The organism is Maribacter sp. HS, assembly GCF_048059195.1.
GTDB lineage: Bacteria > Bacteroidota > Bacteroidia > Flavobacteriales > Flavobacteriaceae > Maribacter > Maribacter dokdonensis.
This window is the reverse complement of record NZ_JAYLVV010000004.1, coordinates 630,440-656,747: the sequence shown is the minus strand read 5'-3', so window position 1 is coordinate 656,747 and position 26,308 is coordinate 630,440. Positions and strand designations below refer to the sequence as shown.

Here is a 26,308-nt window from a genome sequence, read left to right as displayed (position 1 = left end):
TTACTCGTTAATTTTAATCTTTATTATCCAATAAATCCATTAATTCTTCGGCTGCTACCTTTCCTTTTTCCTTTAAAAAATCTCTAGGCGTATTATCGCCTAATTCAAAAACTATGGCCGGCATATGGTGGTTAACGTAAAAGTAATTTCTAGATACCATTGTTGGTTTTATTTCTGTTGATGGCTTTACATTGGTATGCTTCTGTGGTAGTCTATTGGTTATATTATTTATCCAGTCGAATACAATTTTGCCTTTATTACCGGTAATCGTAGAATCTATTGGATAGTAAATATCGTCCCAGGTGGAATGAAAATCTGCACCAAAAACAAATTCATAACCCTCAGATTCCTTTTTTACAAGAAAGTCTCTTACGCTTTGTGTTTCGGGTTGATTGAAATCTTGCCAATCTCGGTTTAAATCAATTCCGCCCATATTGTGTCTCCAATGTCCATTGTCTACCCCATCAGGATTCATTAACGGAACTACGAACAAGTCATAGTTATCTCTAAATTTTTGGGCCTTTGGAGAATCTCCGCTCAAAGTTTCAATAAATGATTTCATGGCAAGAAAACCGGTAACCTCTGGCGGATGTTGTCTAGAAATGACCATAACGGCTTTTTTGTGGTCTCCAGTGCTCACTTCCATTAAATTCATTGCTCTTTGTTCTTTGCTTTTGCCAATTTCGTAGGTTGAAATAAAGTCTTTGGTAGCTAATGAATCAATCCAACTTTTTACCCTAGTAGATCCGTAAAGTTCTTGTGCTGTAATATAAGTAGGGGATTTGTCTATATTTACTTTTATTTCTACCATTTCCGGTACTGCCTTTATACCAAATGAGCCAGAACCTTGGTTGATACTGGTAAAATTGGTGCTGTCCAATGGTGTAAAATGCAATCCATCTGTACTAATTTTAGGGTAGTATCTACTACGTGAATCTTGATAGGTCATTTTTATTGTTATGGTCTTTGGAGTGTTAGACCACACTTTAAATGCATACCACGGGCTCACATTAACAGGTGTATTCTCAGCATTAATCAAAGTGGTGTAGTGATCGTTGCCATCAAAAGTAACTCCGTTTAATCTTCCGCTTTCAAAGTCATTGCTAAAGAATACAGTTTCATGATCAAAAGTCCATACGCCTTTCCATTGCTTTTGTACTGGTTTGGATAGGGTAGATACCACTGCACTTTTACCTTGTCCTTGATATCCCTTGGCAATAGGTTCTTGATTTTTACAAGATAAAATCAACATACAGATCACTACGGTAATTATCGTTTTTTTCATAATTCTTTGGTATTCTTTAAACCTAGTCTATTTATTTTGAAGACTAACCTACATTATTCATTATAAATCTATCAACAAAAAAGAAAAATGAACTCATGAATTACAGTTTAATTGCAACTTTTCAATAATTCTTAATACGAGCATCACTCTATTAAATTTTAATGAATATAAGTTGCTTGTGAATGATTGTAAAGGGCGAATAATGTTGGTTGGTTTTTTGTTTTATCTAATTTGGTAAGGTATAAGTTAAGGGTGTCATTACGTTCAATTTCCTTACCTTTATTTTTTATAATTTTTGCATATGAATTCGAAGATAAAAGGATTAAATACTATTTGTACCCATGTGGGTGAATTAGAAGATAAGCAGCACAAAGGCGCAGTTTCTCCACTATATATGAGTACTTCTTACGCCTATGAAGATGTTGATGTAAAACGCTATCCAAGATATTTTAATACACCCAATCAAGAAGGTCTTTGTAAAAAGATCGCAGCGTTGGAGCATGCAGAATCTGCACTGATATTTGGTAGTGGAATGGCAGCTGTAAGCACCTCTCTATTAGCGTTTTTGGGTGCTGGTGATCATGTAGTGCTACAGCAGACGCTTTATGGGGGAACCTATAATTTAATTAACGAGGAGTTTTCTAAATACGGTATTGAATACTCTTTTACATCAGGATGGAACGCCGATGCTTTTGAGGCAGAAATAAAGGCAAATACCAAAGTTATTTATATAGAAACGCCATCTAATCCTTTATTGACCATAACAGATTTAGAGGCAATAGCGGCCCTGGCTAAAAAACATGGTTTAATAACCATGATAGATAATACTTTTGCTAGTCCGGTAAATCAAAACCCTATTGTTTTTGGAATTGATATCGTAATTCATAGTGCAACCAAATATATGGGTGGGCATTCGGATATTTGTGCAGGTGCAGTCGCCTCAACAACAGAAAATATGGACCGCATTTTTCAATTGGCGAAGAATTTTGGAGGAAGTTTAAGTGATTATACGGTATGGTTGCTAGAAAGAAGTATGAAAACAATGGGCATACGCGTTAAAGCGCAAAATGAAAATGCTTTGGCAATGGCAACTTTTTTAGAGGGATTGGAAGAGGTTGAAAAAGTATATTATCCTGGTTTACCAACACATATAGATCACGATATTGCCAAAAAACAAATGAAAGGATATGGTGGTATGTTGTCATTTGAATTGAATGAAAAATTAGATTCTTCAAAGTTTCAAAAAGCTTTGAGCCTAATAAAACCATCAATGAGTTTGGCAGGTGTAGAAAGTACTGTGTTATCCCCAACACAAACATCACACGCCTTAATGAGTGCAGAAGTAAGGGCTGAACAAGGTATTTCCGACGGATTAATTCGTTTTTCGTTAGGAATTGAGGAAATAGAAGACTTAAAGAAAGATATTCAACAAGCATTGAATTCCATTAAATAAATTAATAATTAGTAGTACTAAGAAAGAATATAAAATGAAATTGGATATTTTGGTTTTTGGAGCACACCCTGATGATGCTGAACTTGGGGCAGGAGGTACCATTGCAAAAGAAATAGCACTTGGAAAAAAAGTAGGTATAGTAGATTTAACACGTGGTGAATTGGGCACAAGAGGTTCTGCTGAGATACGTGATAAGGAATCTGCTGCTGCTGCAAAAGTTTTAGGTGTAGCTGTGCGAGAAAATTTAAAGTTTAGAGATGGTTTTTTCGTTAATGATGAGGAGCATCAACTGGAAGTCATAAAAATGATACGTAAATACCAGCCTAATACCGTTTTATGCAATGCTATTGATGATAGACATATAGACCATGGTAAAGGAAGTAAGTTGGTCAGTGACGCCTGTTTTTTAAGTGGGTTGAGAAGAATAGAAACAACAGTTGGGGAGGATAACCAAAAAGAATGGAGACCTAAACAAGTTTACCATTATATACAATGGAAAAATATTACACCAGATTTTGTGGTGGATATTAGTGGCTATATGGAAGAAAAAATCAATTCAATTCTGGCATATGCCTCTCAATTTCACGACCCTAATAGTAATGAGCCAGAAACGCCAATAAGTAGCAAAACTTTTATACAAAGCGTTAAGTATAGGGCAGAAGACTTAGGTAGATTGGTCGGTGTCGATTATGCAGAAGGATTTACAGTAGAAAGATTGGTAGCTGTAGATTCTCTTGATAACTTGATTTAAGCAGACTCTTTATATTGTTTTTGTGGTTGTTGAACCCTGGGTACGGTGAAGTAAAAACTTGAGCCTTTGCCCAAAGCACTGTGTACCCAAATTTTACCATTATTTTTTTCAACCATTTCTTTACAAAGGGAAAGTCCAAGTCCGGTGCCTTTTTCATCATTTGTACCATAAGTGGTGTGGTTGGAATCTTTTTCGAACAATTTACTGATGATATCTTCGCTCATGCCCATACCATTATCCTTTACATAAATTTCACAGGTCTTGATTTTTTGAATGGCGCCTATCACAATTTGCCCGTTGTTAGGAGTAAACTTAAGGGCATTGCTCAGTAAGTTTCTTATAATAATGTCTATTTGGTTGGGATCACACCAAATTTGACAATTGGGTTCAATTCTATTGACTATTGAAATAGATTTAGATTCGGCAATTTCGGATAACAAAGCTACATTTTCTTCTACAATGCTATCTAATTGTGTGGTAGCATGTTTTGTAACAGAACCGTTCATTTGCGTTTGACCCCACGAAAGTAGGTTGTTTAGAGTAAACGAAATAGTATCAATATCTACCTTTAGCTTGGGTACAAAATTCAAGAATTCTTCCTTGGTCATTTCCCCTTCTTTGAATAATTTCAAAAGACCTTGAAAAGCCCCAATTGGTCCTCTAAGGTCGTGACCAATTATGGAGAATAATTTGTTTTTGGTTTGGTTTAACTCATTTAAATAGGCTTGTTTCTCTTCTAAATCAGATTTTTTATTTCTTAACTCAAGATTTAATTTTTTCTGCTGTTGTTCATTTCTATGAATTATGAACATAATAATGGCAAAAATGATGAGAATAATAATGGCTACGTATACAAATATCTTCTGCTTTGCCAATGCTTTTTCATTATCATCGATCAACTGTTGTTTTTGTTGATCATATTCCATTTTTGTTTTAAGCATATTCAATGCTTTTTCATTTCCGGTTTGCGTTAATGATTCATAGGTTACCTGATAAATTTCATGATACCATAATGATTTTTCAAAATCTTTTTTCTTCTTATGTAATTGTGCTAATTTCTTAGCGCTGTTCTTAATTCCGGTTCTAAGCCCAATTTTTTTTGATAGATCAAAAGCATTTAAGGCATAAGCCTCGGCAATACTATCTTTACTTTGGTTCATGTAAGCCTCGGTCATACCAATTAAGAGGTCTATTTTGGCACGGTCATCCTCTATTTCTTTATGTAATAATTCGCTTTGTTTATACCAATAAAGCGCCCAAGTATTCTTGTTCTTTTTTAAATAGATTTTGCCTTTAATTTCATAACAGAACGCAAGCCATTCTAGAATTTTTTCTTTTTCAAAAGTTGCAATACTTATGTTGATATTGTACATGGCATATTCAAGCTCATTCATATCTGCGTAAGTAGATGCGATATTACTTAAGGTCTCGGCCATAAAAATTGGGTTACCTACTTCTTCATGTATTGCTTTTGATTTTTGTAAAAAGACCATAGCTTGTTCATAATCTTTTTGTTCAAGGTATAAATGCGCAATGTTGTCATTTACAATGGAAATGGAATTTTTATCATTGTTTTTTTCGGCTATTTCAATGGTTGCCAAGTACCATTTTAAAGCTTTTGAATAATCTCCTTTGTAACCATATTCTTTGGCCAAATCATTTAACGTTCTAATGATTAAAATAGAATTGTCATTATTTTTTTTGGCAAGCTGATAGGCTTTTTCAAAATAGGTAATTGCTTGGTCTATTTTGCCTTTATCAGAATAGTAACCTCCAATGGCGTGAAGAGAACTTATCTCACCATTTACATATTTGGATTTTTTGCTTAAATCAAGACTTTGTTTACTTAAAATTAAAAGACTGTCAAGATTATGATAGCGATGTTCAGTGGCAAGATTTATTAAATTATGAATATATAGTGTATCTCTGGTATCGAAAACATTAGAATTTCTAAATTCCTTTATTTCTTGCAGTAGCGTATCTCTTTTAGTATTTTGAGCTAAGGCTTTAGGAGCTATAATGCAGGAAAATAAGAACACACCAAGCCAACCCTTTAGTAGGTTGTATTTTAAACTTGAGGTTATTCTGCTAAAATTCATGGTAATCCCTATAACTTGGTTTAAAATTAGGTTAGTAGGCTAGGGATATAGAATAAATGTTGTGAAATGCGCTTTATTGTGTGTTTTAACGTCTTAAACGTGTAGTTGGTCGATGATTTCTTAAATCAAGGATGAATTATTAACCCAAAATATGGTTTTGTTAGTGATGTTCTTGTAAACAAATTATAATGAACTTAGAAGTTTCTTTCTAATTGATATCTATGGGAAGCTCAACAATAAACTGGCTGCCTTTGTTAGGTTCGCTTTTTACCATTATCTCTCCATTATTTTTAATAACCATAGCTTTTACAAGCCTTAGACCTAAGCCGGTACCTTTTTCTGAGTTTGTACCATAACTAGAGAAATTTTCAGAAGAACTAAAAAGCTTTTGAACATCGGTCTCTGTCATTCCAACGCCTGTGTCAGACACTTCAATAACCAAGTTCTTATTTTTTATTTTGGTGGAAATCGTAATCATGCCATTATTTGGGGTAAACTTAATGGCATTGTTAATTAGGTTTCTGAAAATGATATTAAATTGTTGTAAATCGGCAAAGACACTATGGTTAGCAGCTACTTGATTATTTACAACTATGGATTTCTTTTTAATTTCATTTCTATATAGTTGTAGAATTGTATCTAGTTCTTCTTTAACTAATATACTTTTAATATTTACGGTGCTACCTTGCATTTGTGTTTTTCCCCAATGTAAAAGATTGTCCATAGTAAACTGCACTTGTTCAATATCTTCTTTTAACTGTGGAGCAAATTTCTCAAAGTATTCTTTTCCTTCCGGGTCTTCTAGGTAAAGACCCAATATTTCATTTAAGGATATAATTGGACTCCTTAAATCGTGTCCAACTATTGAGAATAACCGATCCTGATTGTGATTTATTTGTTTAAGCGCTTTTTGATTCTCATTTAATACTTTTGCCTGATTGGCCAGTTTTTTATTTAATATTTTTTCTCGTCTATTGGCATTTAAAATAATGAATACTATTATAATCAATGTAAGTAGTGCAGCTAATGCCCATTTAATGTATTTGCGTTGTTGACTTAGTGCAAGCTCACTTTGGGCTTTGAGTTCTTCAGTTTCCTTTTCATAATTTAATCGTGCATTAAGCATAGTTAAATTTCGTGTATTCTTTTTCTTGAAATTATCATATGATAATTTTTCGGTCATCTCTAAATACTTCAAAGATTCAGCAACATCATTTTGCTGTTTTTTAATTTGATATAGAATACGATATGCTTGTTCTAAGCCACTATCGTGATTAGATGCTTTATATAATGCTATACTTTCTAAGATGTTTTCTTCTGCCAAGGGTAGGTTGTCCTTGCTTAGATAGGTGCCAGCTATACCGTATATAATATCGGCTTTGCTTTTTACATCGTTAAAGTTTTCATGCAGCACCAATGCTTTTTTATAATAATCTAAAGCGGTGTTAAAGTTATTTTTTGCTTGATTATAATACCCTAGTGTATATTGTGTCCAAGCCAGCCATGTTTTATTGGTTTGACTCTCAAATAACTTTAAACATTTATCTAGGTGAATTTTTGCTTCATCTAAATTGTTTAGTTTAATGTTTAAATATGCTAGATTACTTAATAGCATTACATCTTTAGTAGGATCCTTTAAATTTTGGGTCACTTCTAATGCCTTGTCGTAATATGCCAAAGCTTCGTTATAATTTTCCAATTTGCTGAAAATTGTGCCTAAATTCATGTTCATTCTAAACAGAAAAAACAAATCGTTTTGTTTTTCTGCAATTGAAAGTGCATGTAAAAAATTAGCATATGTGGCAGGGTAATCTTGCTTGAAAAAACTAGCCTGTCCTTGTACATTGTAGACCTTCATTTCAGTTTTTGGGTAAGTCGACAATAAGGGACTTTCAATGACCTGTAATGCATATTCTATTGATTTATTGGTATCCCCAGTATAAAGAAATAAAGTTGCTAAATTGGTCAAAGCTTCTAGCTCTCCTTGTTTGTAGTTGTTCTTTAAACTTAGTTCAAGTGCCTTTTCAGAATAAACGAGCATGGAGTCTTGCTCAATTAACCTTGAATAATAGGATAAGTAATTTAGGTTATCAATATATGCGGTATTGTCTTCAGTAAAGTCTGGTCCTCCTGTTAATTCAGAAATTTTTAATTTATAAAATTGAACACTATCAATTTGAGAAAAAGAGGTAGAATAACTTAGGCATATTAATGCAATGAGTAAAAAATTATATTTATAATTTGATTTAGAACGCATTAGGGGCTAAGTAGGTTGTTTTATTTAAAACTTCAAGTTATAAATAAATTAATTAAACGTTTATTAAAATTATTTATTTCTTCAAATTTCAATTTATTATTTGTTAGAACTAAAGAAAAAAATTATCTTTGCACTCGCTTACAAATGGTGGTTGTAGCTCAGCTGGTTAGAGCATCGGTTTGTGGTACCGAGGGTCGCCGGTTCGAACCCGGTCTTCCACCCTAAAGCAGATAGAAAGTCTTGGATTTATTCCAAGACTTTTTTGTTTTATAGGTGTTGGCTGTCAGTTTTTTATGCAAAAAAAATAAGCCTGACACAAAGTGCCAGGCTTATTAAATTTAAATAGGCTGATGCTTAATCTACCTTTAATTTTTGCTCTCTATTGGCTATTTCCCAAGCAGTGTAAAATACTAATCTAGTTCTGTTCTCCAATAGATCATAATTGATTTTATCTGGTGTATCACTTGGTTTGTGATAGTCAGCATGCGTACCATTAAAATAAAATATGATGGGAATATTATTTTTAGCAAAATTGTAGTGGTCACTTCTATAGTAAAAACGATTAGGGTCGTTTTCGTCATTATAGGTATAGTCCAATTCAATATTCATGAATTTCTTATTCACTTCTTCTGATAGGTTGTGTAATTCAATACTAAGCTTATCAGAACCTATTAAGTAAATATAATTTCTGTCTCCTTCACGTTTTGGGTCAATTCTACCGATCATGTCAATATTTAAATTGGCTACGGTTTGCTCTAGAGGCACAATAGGGTCAACATCAGTGTAATATTGAGATCCCAATAGTCCTTTTTCTTCACCAGTGACATGTAAGAATACTATAGACCTTTTTGGTCCCTTACCTGCATCGGCTGCATTTTTAAAGGCTTCTGCAATTTCCAATAGGGCAACAGTACCCGATCCGTCGTCATCTGCTCCATTATTTATTTGACCATCACCACTTACGCCAATATGGTCTAAATGAGAAGATATCACTAAAAATTCATTTGGTTTTTCTGAACCTTTTATGATGGCAACAACATTCTCTGAAGAGACCTTGTCATTAGAACTTTCAAAATTCAAAGTCAATTTTTCAGTTAAAACTTTAGAATCGTTTTCTTTTTCTATTGTCGGTAAAATACTTTCTGCAAGGGTTTGGTCTATAAACAAACTGTAAAACTCAGGGGCGTCATTATTTACAACTTCCATTCTACCACTGTTGTTTTGCTTCATAGATTCAAATCTGCGTTTAAATCTGCTGAAATTGTCCTTATCGTAATATAGTACTCCCTTGGCACCTTTGTCAACTGCAATTTGTATACGCTTGGTCAATGACTCTGACATATTGCTCCAAATAGATTTTTCTGAAGTGCCTGAAATAACGTAAGTACCATCTTCTTTTATGGGTTCACCAGATTTTAATAGTACAATTTTATCTGTAACATCTACATTGTCATAACTAGAGTATATCGTATCATCAATACCATAACCTATATAAACAATTTCATCATTTGAAGAATTTGCATCAGCAAAAGTAAGTACGTGTTCTCCTATGATAAAATCCGTATTGTTCAAGCTTAGTTTACCTATAGGTAGTTTACTTATCTCTAAAGGTACTTCTTGAAAATAGTTGCCATCTTCTTTTGCTGCAGGAATACCTAACTTTTCATATTCGGCCTTTAAGTAGGCTATTGCTTTTTTCTGACCTGGTTGTCCGGTTTCCCTACCTTCAAACTCATCCGATGCATAGATATATAGATGATCTTTTAATTCAGCTTCGGTAATTGTTTCTGCGTAAGTAATTTCAGATGCAATTTGTGGTTCTTCAGAAGCGTTTTCTTTAATGGTTTTTTGGGAAGAATTACAAGATAAGGCCGTTGCGACCAATAAGAATAGTGTTTTTTTCATTTTATAGTGATCAAAATTTATCAAAAATAATTAAATCTTAGTTGGTTTCAATTGTTGTATTCAACAATAAGATTACCTGCTTATTAAAAGCTTTAATTTTTTAAAGCTTCAGAGATAGCCGCTTCAACTAATGGCTCCATAACCATATAGCCTTCAGCTGTTGGGTGTACTTCATCTCTGGCATATTTCTTAGGAAGTCCATTACGCTCATCAACCATTTTTGAAAAATAATCTAAATAGATATGACCATGCGTATTGGCATATTCTTTTATCATCTCATTAAGCTTAATAATTTTTCCAGCAGGTTCTAAACCTGGCTTCCAAGGATAATCGTAGGCCGGTAAGGTAGAGGAAAGAATTACCTTAATGTCATTTGCATGCGCCATTTCTGCCATGCCTTTAATATTGTCCATAATCATTTTTAGGGTAGATGGCCCTGTATTACCTGCTATATCATTGGTTCCTGCCAATATTGTTACCACTTTTGGTTTAAGATCAATGACATCTTGTCTAAATCGTATTAACATTTGTGGCGTAGTTTGACCACTGATACCGCGATTAATATAGGGCTTGCCCTTAAAAAACTCCGGACGCGTTTTTAGCCAACCTATTGTAATGGAATTGCCCATAAACACCACCCGGTTTTCGTTTTCTTTGGCTTGTTCTATTGTGTCATTAGCAGCTTTAAAATGATTTAGATCAGGCCAATCTTGTGCATTTACAGAGGTTAATCCTAAAATAGATAGCATATAGGTAAACATTATTGTTTTTATTCTATTCATCTTTATTATGATTGTTGAATTTGTTCTTTTTCTTCAGATTTTAATGGGATGTTGTTTATAATATTCGCCTTATTTGGTCTTTGCGCTGCCAAATAGGCTAATAAGCACACAGAAATGACCAATGGAAGGGCATTGGCGGTATTGTAATATGCAAACAATCCTATGAAGGCAGGGATTTCAATAAGGGCATATTTGATATGTAAAGCCGATTGATACTTTTTTAGCTTTTCTTCTAAACGACTTTCTGATTTAATATTGGAAGTCATTTTTTTGAAGATCCATTGACTGCCAAAATACCCTAACATTGCAAATACGGGTACCATGTATAAAAAGACCCCTTGCCCTGCAGTACTCGTATTAAAAGAATTGATCTGTAAAAATACCCAAAGGGTAAAAATGCTTAAGCCTATTAATAGGAATAGGTGCATTATTGTAAGACTTTTGATAAAACTTTTTATTTCCATATTCTAATTTAAAATCCTAAGATAATATAAAATTGACCTATGATGAATTTGACGGGTTATTACTTGTCATTATTTAACCTAGGGCATCTATTAGAATTTTTATCTTTGCGCAGTATGAAAAAGATACTAACTATTTCTGTTCTGCTATTTTTAGCTGTCAAAGCTTACGGTCAAATTGAGCAAGATAAGGTTCTTCACTACTTAGGAGGTAATTTATATGGTCTTGTGGGGGCAGGGGTTGCGAATGAAATTTCAGATGGAGACAGAACGTGGACTTTTGTTGGTGCAGTTGGTGGAAGTTTGCTTATTGGTTTGGCCAAAGAGGCCATTGATCAAAATCAATATGGAGGATGGAGCAATGAAGATTTGTTAGCTACCGTATTGGGAGGTGTAACAATTGGTGCTACAATTGATATTTTCAAAAAAAGAAAACAATGTAAAAGGGAGCAATTATTTAAAGATGCTACAAAAACTGTAGATTACCGTCATCAAATGAAATTCCCAATAAAAACAACAGAGATCAACTCGCTATTTGTATTGGGAATGTCCAGTACTGTTCTAGAAAGGTAGTTTTCTAATACTTTGCACTTTTTCCTGTTGCAATAGTACGATTTATGAAATCGCGAATATCATCATTTGCAGTTTTTAAATCTTCTCTTCGTAGGTACATCATATGACCTGAACGATATCCTTTAAAACTAAATCTATCTTTCATGCGTCCGCTCGGGTCTACTTGCCACATGGTATATTTTGCATTGAAGTAGGTGGTAGCTCCATCATAATAGCCAGATTGTACCAAAACATTTAAATATGGGTTTTGTGCCATTGCTTGTCTTAAATTATCTCTGGTGTTGTCATCGTCATTGTTCCAAGGGTGTACCGGACCGAACATATTATATTTTACATCGGTCTTAAAATTTAACTCTTCCTGTAAGTAATAGTTAATGGCAGGGGTAAAGCTATGTAGCCAAGATGTTAATTCAGAATTATAGTCCGGCTTTGTTCCAGATAGTTGTTTATCTATTCCCAAATATCTTGAATCTAAGCGTCCTACGGTATGTCCGCTTTTATCTTTTAAAAGATTTTTCCAAAAGAAAGAAGTAGGTACGGAAAGGTTGTGGTCAAGAATGTCTTTTTTGTTCAATCCTGAGTAATAAGCCATTTTATCTGCTACAGCCTCTTTTTCGGAAGCCTCTAAAAATCCTCCTTTAGCCAATGCCGGTATTAACTTATCAATTGTATATGCTTCAGACTCCGGTAGAATTTCTAAAAGATCTTTACTCTGTAAGGCAGGTGGTAAAGCTTTGTGATGCCATGCCGCTGCAGTATAATAAGGTAGGTTTATTGCTTCGGCAACAGGTCCGGAATTGCGTATCACTTTATAATCAGCCGGTGAAACCATTATAACACCGTTTAAATACATCCATTGTTGATTTTGTAAAGCCAAAGAAAGACCCATTACACGTGTGCCCCCATAACTTTCCCCGATTATATATTTTGGCGAGCGCCATCTGTTGTTTCTGGTTACAAAGGTGTTCAGCCATTCTGCCAAATATTTAATATCGGCATTTATGCCAAAGAATTTGTCGCGGTCTACTTCTTTTCCGCTTGCAGGGATAGTTCTGCTATAACCTGTGTTTACAGGATTTACATAAACGATATCCGCAATATCTAAAACTGAATGTGGATTGTCATTTACACCATAAGGTTGAACAGGATATCCTTCATCATCAATTTTTAAAACCTTTGGTCCGGTATACGCTAAATGCATCCATACCGAACCTGATCCTGGACCACCATTAAATGAAATCAATAGCGGTCTTGCAGCACGATCCTTGATGTTGTTTCTAGTATAATAGGTATAATGTAAAGAGGCTATGGGTTTTGCATTTTCATCCCATACAGGTTGGGTCCCGGTCTGTGCGGTGTACGAAAAACTAGCGCCATTAATGGAAGCGTTATGTTGTGTTGTGATAACGGTGTCTACGGGTAATTCCCTAGACTGGCCAAAGGCAAATGCAGTGACCAAACAAAAGGTAAATTGTACTATTTTTTTCATGGTTTGATAAGGTTCTGTTGTAAAACGAAAATAAGCATAATTGTGCTATTTTATTCGTTGTTCGGACCTATTGAGTTTTAAATGTCAAATCCGTAATTATGATGGTTTTAAAAATGGAATGTTTAAAATTTTTTAGCTGGTATTCATAATGTTAATACAACTTAATTAATTATGGAATTACCTGATAATTATTTACTTTTCTAATTCATACAACTAATACTCATGAAACAACTTACAAGACGATCATTTAATGGTTTGGCTACTAAAGGCCTGTTAGGATCCGCCTTTCTCGCCAATATGCCGTTGGCAAATGCCTTTACAACTAATAAAAACAGTAAAAAATTAGGTGTAGCCTTGGTTGGTTTAGGGAGCTACAGTACTTATCAATTAGCACCTTCTTTATTGGATACGGAGCATTGTTATTTGGCAGGAATTGTAACCGGTACCAAAGAAAAGGAATCTGTTTGGAAAGAGAAATACAATATACCCAAAGAAAATATTTATAATTATGAGAATTTTGATACCATTGCGGATAATGACAGTATAGATGTTATTTATGTAGTATTACCCAACAGTATGCATGCGGAATTTTGTATTCGTGCGGCAAAGGCGGGTAAACATGTGATCTGTGAAAAACCAATGGCCGTAAGTGTTGCGGAATGTGATGCAATTATGAATGCCTGCAATGAGCATAAGGTTAAGCTTTCTGTTGGTTATAGAATGCAAAGCGACCCTTATACCCATGAAGTCAAAAAATACGTTAGGGAAAAAACTTTTGGTGATGTATTGTTTGTTTCATCTGATGCAGGATATGTCTCTAACGGTAATCCAGATCAATGGCGATTAAATAAAAAATTATCTGGTGGCGGAGCGCTCATGAACATGGGTGTGTACGCTATACAAACCAGTATTTATGGTACAGGTCAGAACCCTATTTCAGTTTCTGCACAAGAATTTAGTACTAGACCTGATTATTTTAAGGATACCGATGAGACCATTACAGCTCAGTTTAAATTTGAGAATGGTGCTGTTGCACATATGATGACTTCGCATAATGCAAATGGTAATAGATTAAAATGTCATTGTAGTAAAGGTTGGTTTGAGTTAGATCCAGCCCATAGTTATGGACCAATAAGTGGTAGAACTTCTAATGAAGATGTCTTAAAGTTTCCACATAAAAGACAACAGGCTTTACAGATGGATGATTTTGCAAAGCATATTTTGTTGGACAGTAAAAACTTGGCTCCTGGTGAAATGGGAAAAAGAGATATGATAATTGTAGAGGCTATTTACAAATCGATAAGAGAAGGTGGACAAGAACAGTTATTGTCATTAGGTGATTTAGGTATTGTGGTGTAATTATGTGAAAAACAAATAGTTAAAACTTAACTTAAAGTTAAGTTCAAGATTTGATCACTTCGATTTCAAGTTAAATTTACATGTTAACATTATCATAAGGTTTAGTTCATTTATTGCTAATTTTTAGAATACCTTATTACAAGGTTATCTCTATAGTTTTGGAATTCATAACCTAAAAACTATATTGATAATGAAACAAACGAAAAATTTACTATTTAAAGCCCTTTTCCTTTCTTGCTTAGGATTAGCTGTAATGAGCTGTGATGGAGAAGATGGTGTAGATGGTACAAATGGTATTGACGGTGTAGACGGTGCTGATGGCGCAGACGGAGCCGATGGTGCTGATGGCGCCGATGGTGCTGACGGACAAGATTTGACTCTGGAAGAATCTATTCCATTAACTAGTTCCGTAACTCCAAACGAACTTTTCGAACTAAAAGGTGCTTTTGCAGGTTCTGCCGACCTTAATATGATCATGTCTTCTGCAGATATCTTAGAATCTGATTCTACTTTTGTTTATGGTTCTTATATGGATGGTGCTGCACTATATCCTACCGAAGATGGTAACTATACTTTGATCAATAATCTAGAAGCAGATTACTCCATTGCAAGAATTATGTTGAATTCTGAACTTCAGCCTTTACAAGGAGATTATATAGTAAATTCTACAGCTACTGCATTTACGGCAATGTGTTCTGGATCTTCAATTACTGTTGAAGAGCACGGATTTGGTCCTTTATACCTATCTGGTGGAGAATGGGGCGGTAACGCTAAAGGTGTATTTAAAGTAAACCCTTTTAGAGCAAAAGAAGACAGGGTAGAAGTAGAAAGATTACCTGCACTGGGTGAGTGGTCAACTGAAAATGCTGTTGTTATTGGTAAAGATGCCTATTCTTCTCAAACGGTAATTTTTATGGGTGATGATCATAGTGATAATACATATCCGCAAGCTCATTTTGGAATGTACGTTGGTCAAAGAGGTGACCTTTATGGAGGTAAACTTTATGTACTTAGAGGTACAAATCCAGTAGAATCTGCTCCTGGAGAAGGCGGTCAGTTATTTGAAATGGGTATGGCTCAAGACATTGAATACGATGTAGAATGGGTAGAAGTTACTGAAAGAACTATAGATGAGTTGAACCAAGAAGCTATTGACTTGGGAGCTATAGGATTTCAAAGAATTGAAGATATCGATTGGAGAAGAGGTTCTGCCGATGCTCAAAGAGAAGTATATTTTAATGCTACCGGTAGAATACGTGGTGATAATCCGGACCTTAACTTAAGAGGTACAGGTTTTGGTCGTGTTTACAAACTAGTTTTAGATCCTGAAGATCCAACGGCTCCTGCTAAATTAACTGTTGTAGTTGATGGTGACTTAGAAGGTGGAAAAGGTGATGGAATGCATTCTCCAGATAACATTTTGGTAACTGAGAACTATGCTTACATTCAAGAAGATCCAAATGGTTATGGTGATTTAAATGCAGATATAACAGGTTTTGCCAAATTATGGCAATTAGACCTAAATACGGGCAACTTTGTTGAAGTTATGGAATGTAACCAAACATATGCTGCAAGTGTTGGTATTGGTAATACCGATAGTATGTGGGAAATAACCGGCTTGATCGATGTTACCGATATCATAGGTGCATCTGAACCAACCTTTATTGGTGGAGCTCAAGTACATGGTTGGAATTTTAGTACCACTCCTGATACAGCTGTAAGGGCAGACGGACTAAAATTTGTTGACCCAACAGCAATTAGTGAAGGCAGTGCTGCATTAGAAGGTTCAGTTTTATTCAAATTGACTGGCTTACCTAGATAAGTGATGTAATTGTACCAAGTTTAAAGGTTCCCTTCACTGGGAACCTTTTTCTATTCATATTAATTTCAAAGTGAAACATGAGAGCATTTTATTATAAATGGATTTTGATAGTATTTGTTTGTTTTTTTCTGTCCTGCAAGAATGAGGAAACAAAACCTTTGTTGGCTATAAATGCTAATGATCAATCTATGTTCAACAATGCTATAAGGGAACATTATTTTTTGGCATTGGATAGTACTTCTTATTACATGCAGAAATTAGATACCACACAATCGCTCTCAAAGAACAAAGAACTGTTTTTAAAAAGTAGGGAATGGTATAAAAGGGTAGAGCCTATGCTTATCGCGTATGATTATGAGAATTACATCTCAATGAATGCGCCTAATTTGCTTAAGGTAGAAATAGACGACCATACCGATATTAAAAAACAAAAACCAAAGAGTTTTCAAGTATTGGAAGAGCTCCTTTATAGTGAAGAAGGATATTCCAATGAAGATTTGAATTCCGTATTGGAGTATTTAAAGATTAGAATTCCGTTTGTACGAAAAAATCATATTCTCATCACCCAAAGAGATAGGCATCATTTAAAAATGATAAGAGATGCCATTGTAAATGTGGCTACTAAAGGTATTACAGGTTTTGATTCTCCAATGTTGGCAAACTCATTGAACGAAGCTGTTTATAATTATGAAATGCTACAAATAGTTTTGGATATTTATAAAGAGGCTTTTAGGGATAATACCTTATATGTACATTGGAAAAAAGAAATTTCTTCCACCATTGATGATTTACAAAGTGCCAATTTTGATGAATTTGATCGATACTCGTTTATAAAATTGCATACCAATACGCAATTGGATCTAGTGGATAAGACTGCTAATGATTGGGGAATTGAATTAAGCCAATCAAGGGCTTTAGACCCTAAGGTGACCAATCTTTTTGATAAGAATTTTTTCAATATGAAGATGTTCTCCACCCAAAGAGCACCAGATATTACTGAAGAAAGAATTGAGTTAGGAAGACAGTTGTTCAATGATACGGATTTATCCGGCTCCGGTACTATAAGCTGTGCGACTTGCCATATTGCGGAAAAAGCATTTACCGACGGGCATAAAATTGCTAAAGGTATAAACGGACAAGATTTGCAACGTAATTCACCAACATTAACCTATGCTGTTTACCAACGTTCTTTGTTTTATGATGGTAGGGCAGATGGTCTCGAGGATCAAATTGTTGGAGTCACCAATAATGAAAATGAGTTTCACATCGATTTGGAAAAATTAGAAGAGAAAATTCAAGATAAATCAGTGTATAAAGTTCAATTTGATTCGCTTTACGATGGCAAAATTACCGATATGAACGTGCGTAATGCTATTGCAACATATATAAGAAGTTTAGCTCCGTTCGATTCTAAATTTGATCGGAACATGAACAATCTAGAAGAAACCATGACTACTGAAGAGATTACCGGTTTTAATCTTTTTATGGGTAAAGCTGCGTGTGCCACTTGTCATTTTCCACCGGCATTTAACGGTACGGTGCCTCCTAAATATATGGAAAGCGAATTTGAAAATTTGGGCGTGCCCAAAAATGCAAGTTTTGAAAACCCTGTTTTAGATGATGATTGGGGGCAGTATTATCCTTATGAAGTAGAGGAGAAGAAGCATTTTTTTAAAACTTCAACAGTGCGTAATGCAGAATTAACCGGACCCTATATGCACAACGGGGTGTATGAAACTTTAGAGGAAGTAGTGGAGTTTTATAATGTTGGTGGTGGTCAGGGCATGGGCCTAGATGTACCTTACCAAACATTACCACCTGACTCTTTACATCTATCGACTACAGAATCAAAGGCGATTATTGCTTTTATGAAAACACTTACCGATAAAAGATTTGAGAAAGAAGCCATAAACTAGAATTTTTCAAAAACACCTAAACCAAAAAGGGCAAAATCATATTTAACTGGATCCAAAGGGTCCAGTTTTCTTAAGCTTTTATCTAGCTCGGCTAATGCTTTGGCATCGTTTTGTTTTCTTTTTAACAATCCTAATTTTCTAGCTACATTACCTGAATGTACATCTAATGGACAAGATAATTTTGAGGTAGGTATTCCTTTCCATATGCCAAAATCTACATTGGTAGTTGCATCTCTAACCATCCAACGTAAAAACATATTTATCCTTTTGGCGGCAGAACCTTTTAAAGGGTCAGATACATGCTTTGTTGTGCGTTGCTCATATGGTAACTCAAAAAATATTTTCTTGAATTTAGAAATGGTGGGCTGTAGAGAATTTTTGTCTTGAAGGGTTGTGAAAATACCTTCAAGACCTTGGTGTTGAAGGTAAATATTCTTTAAACTTTTTATAAAATATCTTAAATCATTTTCATTGAAAGTTCTATGAACAAATCCTGATAAATTATCTAAATCATCATCGGTATGATTAAGCACAAAGTCATACGGACTTTGTCCCATTTTTTCCATTAACTTATGAGAATTATTGATGATGCTCTTTCTGTTACCCCAAGCAATGGTTGCCGTTAGAAAAGCACTGATTTCAATATCTTCTTTTTGTGTGAAAAGATGCGGAATTTGTATAGGGTCGGTTTCTAAGAATTCAGGTTTATTGTATTCAAAAACCTTTTCGTCAAGAAATATTTTTAGCTCACTTTTTGTCATTCAATAGAAATATCTAACAATTGCATAATTAGCACAGGAACCACTAAAACCATATTGTAAATGGCGTGTAGCGCCATGGACCATAACAGACCAAATTTTACCCGTATGTAGCCTAAAAGAAAACCTACACTAATTTGTGGTGCAACCAACAATGGAGAAAAAAGTAAAACCTGAGTGCTCATTTCAAAATTACTGATATGCATAAAGCCGAACGCAATTGTAAACAAATAGAAAATTGGTTTAAAAAATTTTGAATCTTTAAAAAAGACAAGCGGACCTCTAAATAATAGTTCTTCAAAGAAAGGAGCTACAATTACTGCTAAAAAGAAAATAAGTGCCACTGAGTAGTTTCCAAATAAATCATCCATGGCATGTTTGCCCATCTCAAGCTTTAGGATACTTTCTAAAACTGCAGCTACCATTAATAATAGAATACTTGCCGTTAATGCAATAATTAAAAGCTTGAAGAGAACTCTCAATTTTTCTGATAAAGAACTTTCAATATCTTGTGTATAGACAGGTTTTATTATAAATGAAAGTAGCTCTTGAAGCATACGGATCTTGGTTATGCTATTATTATTTCCTTGTCTACAATTTTACCATCTACCATGGTTAATTTACGGTCTGCCATTTCTGCCAATTCAGCATTGTGGGTCACAATTACAAAGGTCTGACCAAACTTTTCACGAAGCTCAAAAAATAATTTATGCAGGTTGTCTGCACTTTCTGAATCTAAATTTCCACTAGGTTCATCAGCAAAAATTATGGAGGGGTTATTGATCAACGCACGGGCAACCGCTACCCGCTGTTGTTCTCCGCCAGATAGTTCTGATGGTTTGTGGTCATATCTGTGACCCAGGCCCAAAAAGTTTAATAGTTCTTTGGCTCTATCTTCAGCTTCAGATTTTGGCGTCTTTTTTATAAATGCAGGTAGGCATACATTTTCAATGGCCGTAAATTCTGGTAATAATTGGTGAAATTGAAAAATGAATCCTATATGTTCATTTCTAAATTTTGCTAAATCTTTATCATTTAGTTCCGTAGTTTCAATACCATTGATCAGTAACGTACTGTCTTTTCTATTTGATTGAACGTCTAAAGTTCCCAAAATTTGTAATAAGGTAGTTTTACCGGCACCGGAAGCACCAACTATAGATACTATTTCTCCTTTTTTAATATGGAGGTCAACTCCTTTTAATACTTCTAATTCTCCGTAATATTTATGAATGTTAGAAGCTTTTATCATGAGTTAAGTTTAGTTTAGAGTTGTGATAGTTTGAAATTCAAAATTAATGAAAAAGGGGCACGTTAAAAACTGTAATTTTCATTTAGTGATCATTTAGCCCAATGTTCTGGAGCCATTATTTAAGACTATATAGCAATATGAACTATTTATGATATTTTTACGTTTGTTGATGAAAGAAATATTAAATTTGTTCAACCTAAATTTAATTAGGTTAAACATTAAATATAAAATATGTCCCCGTATAGAAATTTAGAAGAATATAATCTTGAAATTACCGATGAAGTTAAAAGTAGGTACTCATCTATTATTGATGAAATTGGTGAAGATGTAGCAAGAGAGGGTTTGGTTAAAACACCTGAACGTGCTGCAAAAGCAATGCTATTTTTAACTCAAGGTTATAAGCAAGATGCCGTTGAAATTTTGAAAGGGGCAATGTTCAAAGAAGATTATGATGACATGGTCATTATAAAAGATATTGAGCTGTATTCCCTATGTGAGCATCATATGTTGCCATTTTTTGGTAAGGCACATATTGCTTACATACCAAATGGTCATATCGTAGGATTAAGTAAAATTCCAAGAGTGGTAGATGTTTTTGCAAGAAGGTTACAAGTACAGGAAAGGTTAACGCATGATATTTTAGAGTGTATAAATAATACTTTAAAGCCTAAGGGAGTGGCCGTTGTTATAGAAGCTTCACATATGTGTATGATGATGAGAGGTGTACAAAAGCAAAATTCTGTAACTACAACATCTGGTTTTAGAGGTCAATTTGAAAAAATTGAGACTAGAAATGAATTCTTGAAGTTAATTAGTGCTAAACTTTCCTAATTACTATCTCTGCACGTTGAGAATATTTTTTGTAAAATTTGGCATCTTTGTTGTATTCTAAAGTTAGAATAACTAATTTTTAAGTATGTCAATTTTAAAAGATAAAAAATACAAGCAACTTTTCATGGGGTTGCTATTTGATGGTATAGGTATGCTTTCTTTTGCTATACCTTTCGTCGGTGAATTTTCAGATGTGGTATGGGCTCCACTTTCTGCGTGGTTAATGACACGTATGTATAAAGGAAAAATAGGTCAAGCTGCCGGTGTTTTCACTTTTATAGAAGAAATTGTTCCTGGTTTTGATATCATACCTTCGTTTACGCTAATGTGGTTATATACATATGTGTTCAAGCCTTCTAAAAAAGGGCGTACAATTGAAGTGTAAAATCCACCTTTATTTTTATAGAAACTCTTAACTTTAACTCAAATACCATGAGTTTTGAAGAGAAGAAATTTTGTTGCAAAATCTAGTCTAAGTGGTCTTGCCGCTTTACTAGGAGTTGATATTATTTATAAGGAATTTATGCCTTTGGATTACACACCTGTGGCGTTACAAGAATCAGACCCGTTTAAGCTATTCAATAAGGATAAAGGCATGGTCGTACTAAACGATAAGCCTTGGAATATTGAGGCTCAAGCTCATCTTTTAGATGATAGGGTAACTCCAAATAAATCTATTTTTATTCGAAATAACGGATTGATTCCGGAAGACATAGATGTTGATACTTGGACACTTACCATAGACGGAGAGTCTGTTAAGCAGGAGAAAACATATACGTTGTCTGGGCTAAAGTCAAAATTTAAGCATCATACCTATCAATTGACCTTAGAGTGTGGTGGTAATGGTAGAAGCGAATTTGATCCACCTGCAAAAGGAAACCAGTGGACTGTGGGTGCGGTGTATTGTGCTAGTTGGACAGGTGTGAGATTGCGTGATGTGTTAGAAGATGTCGGTATTAAAGATGATGCTGTCTACTTTGGTTATCATTCAGCAGATACACACCTTAGTAGAGATCCTACTAAAGAACCGATATCTAGAGGAGCGCCCATGTCAAAAGCTTTACAAGATGAAACATTGTTGGCTTTTAAAATGAACGGTGAAGATATTCCCTTAGTACATGGTTATCCTTTACGGGTCATTGCAGGAGGATGGCCAGCCTCGGTTTCTGGCAAATGGTTACAGCGTATTAGCATTAGAAATATAGTTCATGACGGTACCAAAATGACCGGCACGGCATATAGAGTGCCTTGTAAACCCGTTGCTCCTGGTGAAAAAGTCGCGGATGAAGATATGTGTATCATTGAATCTATGCCGGTAAAATCTTTAATTACCTATCCAAAATCTGGAGCTGTTTTATCAAAGAATAAAAAATTAAGTATTAGAGGTCATGCATGGGCAGGTGAACTAGAAGTTGCCAAAATGGAATACTCTATAGATTTTGGCGCTACTTGGCATCATTGTACAATTGAAAAACCTGCAAACCGATTAGCGTGGCAGCATTTCTCAGCAGATATTTCATTTCCGCAAGAGGGTTATTATGAAGTTTGGGCAAAAGCTACCGATTCTAATGGGGTTAGTCAACCTATGTTATTGCCTGGGTGGAATCCAAAAGGGTATTTAAACAATGCTTGTCACAGGATAGCCGTAAAAATCGCATAAATGAAAAATCAGAATCATAATAAGCTAAAACGCGATTTTCAGGAATTATACAGAAAGATTATATTAGCTTGCGCTGTTATTGGCATTGGTGCAATAATTTTAGTGTATTTAATAGTTGATCCAAGTTTTTCTACATTTAAAACGGATGCACCACAAACCGAGCTGGTAACTATTCCCGAAGAGGACGATTACGATAAGATAGAAAATGGAATTCATGTACGTACCGGTTTTATAGATGCCCCGGGAATGATGGTTACCGTTCAAAACTGTACCAACTGTCATTCCGCTAAGTTGGTAATGCAGAACCGAATGAACGAAAATCGCTGGAAATCAACTATAAAATGGATGCAGGAAACCCAAAATTTATGGGACTTGGGAGAGAATGAAGCTGTAATTATTAATTACTTGGTAACCAATTACCCACCTAAGAAATTAGGTAGGAGGGCTGTACTGACGGATATTGAATGGTATCAATTTGAAGAATAAAAAAACAAAAGCCTTTGAATTAAACATCAAAGGCTTTTAGTTTTACATGTGGTTTATATTTTTACTACTCTACCGTAACAGAAAAAGTCTGAGCAATATCTGTTTCTCCGCCTGCATCTGCTAAAGTGCCATCGTTAGGTTTTGTAGGCTCATGACGTAACGTAATTGTAATTGTTCCAGAACCTGAATCACCAGTTGTTAATTCAAATTCAATACCAACTGGGTTTCCATCTTCATCGGTATCAGAATAAGTCACTTCAGATAAAGAACCAGATAGTCCAAAGAAAAACTGGTGCTCGTCTGCTTCTTCTTCTACTTCTTCGGTAATGTCCTCTGCAGGTGTTTCCGTTTCGTTCAATAATACAATACTCCCAGTATAGGTCGTATTTGCGGATAAATTATCAGCTGTTACCACAGGAGCATTAGGTCCATCTCCATCTAAATCTTGAGATTGCAATGTTGCAGAACCATTAGCGCTAGTTAACGTAACTGTCATGGTAGTAATAATTTCTTCTTCGTTTACTACTTCTGGGGTATCGTCATCACTTGAACATGAAGTCATTACGGTTGCCATTAAACTTAGTGCTAGAACGGTTTTTAGTGTGCTGTTTCTTTTCATAGTTTTACTTGTTTTCAATTGTTAGTAATAATTATTATTAATAGTTAAAAATTAGGCGCATACTTATATTTCTGCCCATATCATCTACAAAATAACGTTGCCTATTTAGGTAGTCACGATAGTTTGTATTTAGTAAGTTGGTTGCACTTAGACCTACGGTTAAGTCATTTTTATTTTTAATTGTAAAAGATGCTTCCGTATTTATTGCCAATAGGTGATAAGCTTCGGGCGGTGTATTAATTTCCAATAATACGTTCTCTTGTTGTTGAGGAGAAAAAACCTCAATATTTTCTGGATATCTGGATTGTTCAAATACATATTGACTTTCAAGACTTATAAGAAAATTGTTCCATTTGGTATTGGTGTATGTAATGCTATTTGTAAAATTTGCAGCGGGTATATTAATCAAAGGTGTGTCTGTTTCACTATCTGTACCTTTTACCCAAGCAAACTTATGATCTGTTCTAATGTTTGATGTCCAATTATTATATAAAGAAGCATCAATACCAAACAAAACTGCATTGGTCTGACGATAAGACCATACGGGGAAAGCGCCACGTATAGTAAATTCTACACCCGTTGGTTCAAGAAGTATAAAGTCTCTAATACTATTAACAAATGGAGCAATAGAATACCCCAATTTGTTACTATTTCTTTCTAGTGAAGCTGAAAATTTAGAAGAGGTTTCACTGTTCATTCTCAAATCTCCCAATTCTATTCGTGCCGCAGAATGGTGAAGACCATCGCTAAATAATTCAGATGGGTTAGGTGCTCTTTGAGATAGTGCATAGTTAAACCGTAAATGATCTTTTCCGTTTATTTCATAATGGAAACCTAATGTTCCTGAGACGTTATGATAGTCAAAGACAGGATTTGTTAGTAGTTGCGTACCTAAATCTTCCAATATGATATCGGCAAAATCTACATCATAACCACGTTCTTCCCAGCGAGAAGTTCTATAGAATTTTTTGGAATCTATTCTGCTGAAATCATATCGTAGTCCGGCATCTAGCGTCCAATCGGTATCAAGTTCATAACTTCCTATTGAATACAAACCAAAATCAAATTTATCGTAATCAGGTATTAATCTTCGGACACCGGTATCTGGATTGGCAAAATTGGTTTGGAACCTTCCTAGAGCTCCAACCTTGAGATCTAGACCTTGTTTTGCATCAAATTTTATATTGGTAAGTACGGAATGTGTGGTTAAATCAAGATCTAAAGATGCTTTATCCGCATCATCGCCTACACGTATATCATATTCGAATCTTCTGTTTTTTTGAAAATCGTATTGCAGGGTCCATTTTCCAAAACCTTCAAATCTTCTATAATAATTTAGCTTTCCTAAATGGTGGCTAACTTCTTGGTATGGTTGGGAAATATCATAAGTGAAATCGTTTACCACACTTGGTACGTCACTATTAATGGCTGTTATTAAATCATCTATATTGCCAATATGCGATGCTCTCAATATGCCAATTTCCGAATTAAAATATGAGTAGTAACCTTCCCATCCTTGTATAAAGTCTCGTTTACCTATACTAAGTGAGACCCCACTTTCTTTAATACCTGTATTTGATAATATATAATCTGGTGCTTCAAGATCCCCAAGTCTTTTAAATGACCCTTGTCCTTTAATATAAAGGCCTGATTTATATGATTTGGTCAATGAAGATGTTATGTTACCACCACGGCCATTGGAGGCAAGATTAAGTTGGGTTTTACCGAATAAAGAGTCGGTTCTTATTATTGGTAAAGGTTCAAGTACAATAACACCTGCGATAGCATCTCCTCCGTATTCTATAGCGGCAGCACCTTTTATAACGCTTATATTCTGATTTGCATTTACGTCTACATTAGGGGCATGCTCTTCTCCCCATTCCATATCTTGCATACGAACGTTATTGTTCAAAATTAAGATTCTACTACCGTTTAAACCTTGTATGACCGGTTTAACTATATTTCCTCCGGTATTTAAGGTTGATACTCCGGCAATCTTTTTTAATGCATCTCCTAAACTATTACCACTGCTTCGTTCGATATCTTTAACCGATAAAATATTTTCCTGAGCGGAATTTGTGTTTTTTGGTACATCACCAACAACTTTGACCTCCTTTAATTCTTCTAGGTGATGTTCTAGCCTAATTTCTGAATAGGTATCCCCATTAATGGTCAATGTTACAAACTTTGTTGTACATTCTGGATGCGATATTTCAAGTTCTATAACCCCGTCACATAGCTCCTTAAAGCTAAATTTTCCGTTTTGTTGGGAGACTGTAGAAAAACCTTTGCCAGTTATGTTAATAGTTGCTCCACGCAACGGACTGTTGTCATGGAAATCAACAATTTCTCCTAATAATATTGAATTGCAATCTTGAGCGTAAATAATTGTGCTACATAGGATTGCGAAAACATATAAATAATACTTCATTATATAAGTTTAGCGCTATAATAAATTGGTTGAAAAAGAAAACCAATTTTAAAATTCGGAAGGGGTATTAGGCTTGGAAGGGTGGGGGACGACCAAAAGTAGTGTACCTGAAAAGCGTTTTA

At 34.8% G+C, this 26,308-nt stretch carries 22 protein-coding genes and 1 tRNA gene; 11 read left to right on the top strand and 12 right to left on the bottom strand.

Annotated elements, in window-relative coordinates:
• Positions 1-13: 13 nt before the first annotated feature.
• On the bottom strand, positions 14-1,285 hold the full coding sequence (locus VBZ51_RS12505; protein WP_416577148.1) for a M14 family metallopeptidase: 1,272 nt from the start codon (positions 1,283-1,285) through the stop codon (positions 14-16).
• 301 nt (positions 1,286-1,586) lie between these two features.
• Here VBZ51_RS12505 and VBZ51_RS12500 point away from each other — a divergent pair, with 301 nt between their 5' ends.
• A complete protein-coding gene (locus VBZ51_RS12500; protein WP_416577147.1) occupies positions 1,587-2,738 on the top strand; it encodes a trans-sulfuration enzyme family protein in 1,152 nt (383 codons plus the stop codon).
• A gap of 34 nt (positions 2,739-2,772) precedes the next feature.
• Positions 2,773-3,489 (top strand): bacillithiol biosynthesis deacetylase BshB1, encoded by a 717-nt coding sequence (gene bshB1, locus VBZ51_RS12495; RefSeq protein ID WP_416577146.1) that lies wholly within the window; start codon positions 2,773-2,775, stop codon positions 3,487-3,489.
• Here the strand turns inward: bshB1 and VBZ51_RS12490 are convergent.
• Positions 3,486-5,588, bottom strand: a complete 2,103-nt coding sequence (locus tag VBZ51_RS12490; protein ID WP_416577145.1) for an ATP-binding protein — start codon at positions 5,586-5,588, stop codon at positions 3,486-3,488. The two genes, bshB1 and VBZ51_RS12490, sit on opposite strands and share 4 nt — an antisense overlap.
• A gap of 208 nt (positions 5,589-5,796) precedes the next feature.
• Entirely contained in the window at positions 5,797-7,845 is a 2,049-nt protein-coding gene (locus tag VBZ51_RS12485; protein WP_416577144.1) for a tetratricopeptide repeat protein, read from the bottom strand.
• A gap of 146 nt (positions 7,846-7,991) precedes the next feature.
• On the opposite strand from VBZ51_RS12485, the gene VBZ51_RS12480 reads away from it, so the two are divergent.
• Positions 7,992-8,067 (top strand) — tRNA-His (locus VBZ51_RS12480).
• Between the two features lie 132 nt (positions 8,068-8,199).
• On the opposite strand, the gene VBZ51_RS12475 is transcribed toward VBZ51_RS12480, so the two are convergent.
• The 3 genes from VBZ51_RS12475 to VBZ51_RS12465 all read right to left on the bottom strand — a co-directional run bounded on the left by VBZ51_RS12475 (position 8,200) and on the right by VBZ51_RS12465 (position 10,996).
• Complete coding sequence (locus VBZ51_RS12475) at positions 8,200-9,750, bottom strand: M28 family metallopeptidase (protein WP_416577143.1); 1,551 nt, start codon at positions 9,748-9,750, stop codon at positions 8,200-8,202.
• A gap of 92 nt (positions 9,751-9,842) precedes the next feature.
• Positions 9,843-10,511: an SGNH/GDSL hydrolase family protein gene (locus VBZ51_RS12470; protein ID WP_416577199.1), complete on the bottom strand. Its 669-nt coding sequence runs from the start codon at positions 10,509-10,511 to the stop codon at positions 9,843-9,845.
• A gap of 26 nt (positions 10,512-10,537) precedes the next feature.
• A complete protein-coding gene (locus VBZ51_RS12465) occupies positions 10,538-10,996 on the bottom strand; it encodes a hypothetical protein (RefSeq protein WP_416577142.1) in 459 nt (152 codons plus the stop codon).
• A 114-nt stretch (positions 10,997-11,110) separates the two neighbouring features.
• Here VBZ51_RS12465 and VBZ51_RS12460 point away from each other — a divergent pair, with 114 nt between their 5' ends.
• Positions 11,111-11,566, top strand: a complete 456-nt coding sequence (locus VBZ51_RS12460) for a hypothetical protein (protein ID WP_416577141.1) — start codon at positions 11,111-11,113, stop codon at positions 11,564-11,566.
• Positions 11,567-11,570: 4 nt separating this feature from the next.
• Here VBZ51_RS12460 and VBZ51_RS12455 read toward each other — a convergent pair whose 3' ends face one another.
• On the bottom strand, positions 11,571-13,055 hold the full coding sequence (locus tag VBZ51_RS12455; protein ID WP_416577140.1) for a S10 family peptidase: 1,485 nt from the start codon (positions 13,053-13,055) through the stop codon (positions 11,571-11,573).
• 222 nt (positions 13,056-13,277) lie between these two features.
• Here VBZ51_RS12455 and VBZ51_RS12450 point away from each other — a divergent pair, with 222 nt between their 5' ends.
• From VBZ51_RS12450 to VBZ51_RS12440, 3 genes are all read left to right on the top strand, one after another.
• On the top strand, positions 13,278-14,414 hold the full coding sequence (locus VBZ51_RS12450) for a Gfo/Idh/MocA family protein (RefSeq protein WP_416577139.1): 1,137 nt from the start codon (positions 13,278-13,280) through the stop codon (positions 14,412-14,414).
• Positions 14,415-14,604: 190 nt separating this feature from the next.
• Positions 14,605-16,236, top strand: coding sequence for an alkaline phosphatase PhoX (locus VBZ51_RS12445; RefSeq protein ID WP_416577138.1), 1,632 nt, complete (start codon positions 14,605-14,607; stop codon positions 16,234-16,236).
• Between the two features lie 77 nt (positions 16,237-16,313).
• A complete protein-coding gene (locus VBZ51_RS12440; protein WP_416577137.1) occupies positions 16,314-18,152 on the top strand; it encodes a cytochrome-c peroxidase in 1,839 nt (612 codons plus the stop codon).
• On the opposite strand, the gene VBZ51_RS12435 is transcribed toward VBZ51_RS12440, so the two are convergent.
• From VBZ51_RS12435 to VBZ51_RS12425, 3 genes are read right to left on the bottom strand one after another with little or no spacing between them, the layout of a single operon-like run.
• On the bottom strand, positions 18,149-18,913 hold the full coding sequence (locus VBZ51_RS12435) for a TIGR02757 family protein (protein ID WP_210706914.1): 765 nt from the start codon (positions 18,911-18,913) through the stop codon (positions 18,149-18,151). The two genes, VBZ51_RS12440 and VBZ51_RS12435, sit on opposite strands and share 4 nt — an antisense overlap.
• The gene (locus tag VBZ51_RS12430; RefSeq protein WP_348426353.1) at positions 18,910-19,467 is read right to left on the bottom strand and encodes a CPBP family intramembrane glutamic endopeptidase; all 558 of its coding nucleotides are present in this window, start codon (positions 19,465-19,467) and stop codon (positions 18,910-18,912) included. The genes VBZ51_RS12435 and VBZ51_RS12430 overlap by 4 nt, the downstream gene beginning before the upstream one ends.
• Positions 19,468-19,478: 11 nt before the next feature.
• Complete coding sequence (locus VBZ51_RS12425; RefSeq protein ID WP_071342093.1) at positions 19,479-20,159, bottom strand: ABC transporter ATP-binding protein; 681 nt, start codon at positions 20,157-20,159, stop codon at positions 19,479-19,481.
• 231 nt (positions 20,160-20,390) lie between these two features.
• On the opposite strand from VBZ51_RS12425, the gene folE reads away from it, so the two are divergent.
• The 4 genes from folE to VBZ51_RS12405 all read left to right on the top strand — a co-directional run bounded on the left by folE (position 20,391) and on the right by VBZ51_RS12405 (position 23,136).
• Positions 20,391-20,990 carry a GTP cyclohydrolase I FolE gene (gene folE, locus VBZ51_RS12420; RefSeq protein WP_058102580.1) on the top strand — a complete coding sequence of 200 codons (600 nt, stop codon included), beginning with the start codon at positions 20,391-20,393 and terminating at the stop codon, positions 20,988-20,990.
• 85 nt (positions 20,991-21,075) lie between these two features.
• Entirely contained in the window at positions 21,076-21,375 is a 300-nt protein-coding gene (locus tag VBZ51_RS12415; RefSeq protein WP_091604622.1) for a hypothetical protein, read from the top strand.
• Positions 21,376-21,429: 54 nt separating this feature from the next.
• Complete coding sequence (locus tag VBZ51_RS12410; RefSeq protein ID WP_416577136.1) at positions 21,430-22,650, top strand: sulfite oxidase; 1,221 nt, start codon at positions 21,430-21,432, stop codon at positions 22,648-22,650.
• Positions 22,651-23,136, top strand: coding sequence for a monoheme cytochrome C (locus VBZ51_RS12405; RefSeq protein WP_416577135.1), 486 nt, complete (start codon positions 22,651-22,653; stop codon positions 23,134-23,136).
• 64 nt (positions 23,137-23,200) lie between these two features.
• Here VBZ51_RS12405 and VBZ51_RS12400 read toward each other — a convergent pair whose 3' ends face one another.
• Positions 23,201-23,755, bottom strand: a complete 555-nt coding sequence (locus tag VBZ51_RS12400; RefSeq protein ID WP_215997677.1) for a type 1 periplasmic binding fold superfamily protein — start codon at positions 23,753-23,755, stop codon at positions 23,201-23,203.
• Between the two features lie 37 nt (positions 23,756-23,792).
• Entirely contained in the window at positions 23,793-26,186 is a 2,394-nt protein-coding gene (locus VBZ51_RS12395) for a TonB-dependent receptor (protein WP_416577134.1), read from the bottom strand.
• Positions 26,187-26,308 lie beyond the last annotated feature (122 nt).

Bases quoted from the DNA above. Each gene is read 5' to 3' on its own strand.
- VBZ51_RS12460 (WP_416577141.1), top strand. From the start codon at position 11,111: ATGAAAAAGATACTAACTATTTCTGTTCTGCTATTTTTAGCTGTCAAA.
- VBZ51_RS12475 (WP_416577143.1), bottom strand. From the start codon at position 9,750: ATGAAAAAAACACTATTCTTATTGGTCGCAACGGCCTTATCTTGTAAT.
- folE (WP_058102580.1), top strand. From the start codon at position 20,391: ATGTCCCCGTATAGAAATTTAGAAGAATATAATCTTGAAATTACCGAT.
- VBZ51_RS12395 (WP_416577134.1), bottom strand. From the start codon at position 26,186: ATGAAGTATTATTTATATGTTTTCGCAATCCTATGTAGCACAATTATT.
- VBZ51_RS12490 (WP_416577145.1), bottom strand. From the start codon at position 5,588: ATGAATTTTAGCAGAATAACCTCAAGTTTAAAATACAACCTACTAAAG.
- VBZ51_RS12425 (WP_071342093.1), bottom strand. From the start codon at position 20,159: ATGATAAAAGCTTCTAACATTCATAAATATTACGGAGAATTAGAAGTA.
- VBZ51_RS12455 (WP_416577140.1), bottom strand. From the start codon at position 13,055: ATGAAAAAAATAGTACAATTTACCTTTTGTTTGGTCACTGCATTTGCC.
- VBZ51_RS12415 (WP_091604622.1), top strand. From the start codon at position 21,076: ATGTCAATTTTAAAAGATAAAAAATACAAGCAACTTTTCATGGGGTTG.
- VBZ51_RS12430 (WP_348426353.1), bottom strand. From the start codon at position 19,467: ATGCTTCAAGAGCTACTTTCATTTATAATAAAACCTGTCTATACACAA.
- VBZ51_RS12500 (WP_416577147.1), top strand. From the start codon at position 1,587: ATGAATTCGAAGATAAAAGGATTAAATACTATTTGTACCCATGTGGGT.
- bshB1 (WP_416577146.1), top strand. From the start codon at position 2,773: ATGAAATTGGATATTTTGGTTTTTGGAGCACACCCTGATGATGCTGAA.
- VBZ51_RS12470 (WP_416577199.1), bottom strand. From the start codon at position 10,511: ATGTTTACCTATATGCTATCTATTTTAGGATTAACCTCTGTAAATGCA.
- VBZ51_RS12445 (WP_416577138.1), top strand. From the start codon at position 14,605: ATGAAACAAACGAAAAATTTACTATTTAAAGCCCTTTTCCTTTCTTGC.
- VBZ51_RS12465 (WP_416577142.1), bottom strand. From the start codon at position 10,996: ATGGAAATAAAAAGTTTTATCAAAAGTCTTACAATAATGCACCTATTC.
- VBZ51_RS12435 (WP_210706914.1), bottom strand. From the start codon at position 18,913: ATGACAAAAAGTGAGCTAAAAATATTTCTTGACGAAAAGGTTTTTGAA.
- VBZ51_RS12450 (WP_416577139.1), top strand. From the start codon at position 13,278: ATGAAACAACTTACAAGACGATCATTTAATGGTTTGGCTACTAAAGGC.
- VBZ51_RS12400 (WP_215997677.1), bottom strand. From the start codon at position 23,755: ATGAAAAGAAACAGCACACTAAAAACCGTTCTAGCACTAAGTTTAATG.
- VBZ51_RS12505 (WP_416577148.1), bottom strand. From the start codon at position 1,285: ATGAAAAAAACGATAATTACCGTAGTGATCTGTATGTTGATTTTATCT.
- VBZ51_RS12485 (WP_416577144.1), bottom strand. From the start codon at position 7,845: ATGCGTTCTAAATCAAATTATAAATATAATTTTTTACTCATTGCATTA.
- VBZ51_RS12405 (WP_416577135.1), top strand. From the start codon at position 22,651: ATGAAAAATCAGAATCATAATAAGCTAAAACGCGATTTTCAGGAATTA.
- VBZ51_RS12440 (WP_416577137.1), top strand. From the start codon at position 16,314: ATGAGAGCATTTTATTATAAATGGATTTTGATAGTATTTGTTTGTTTT.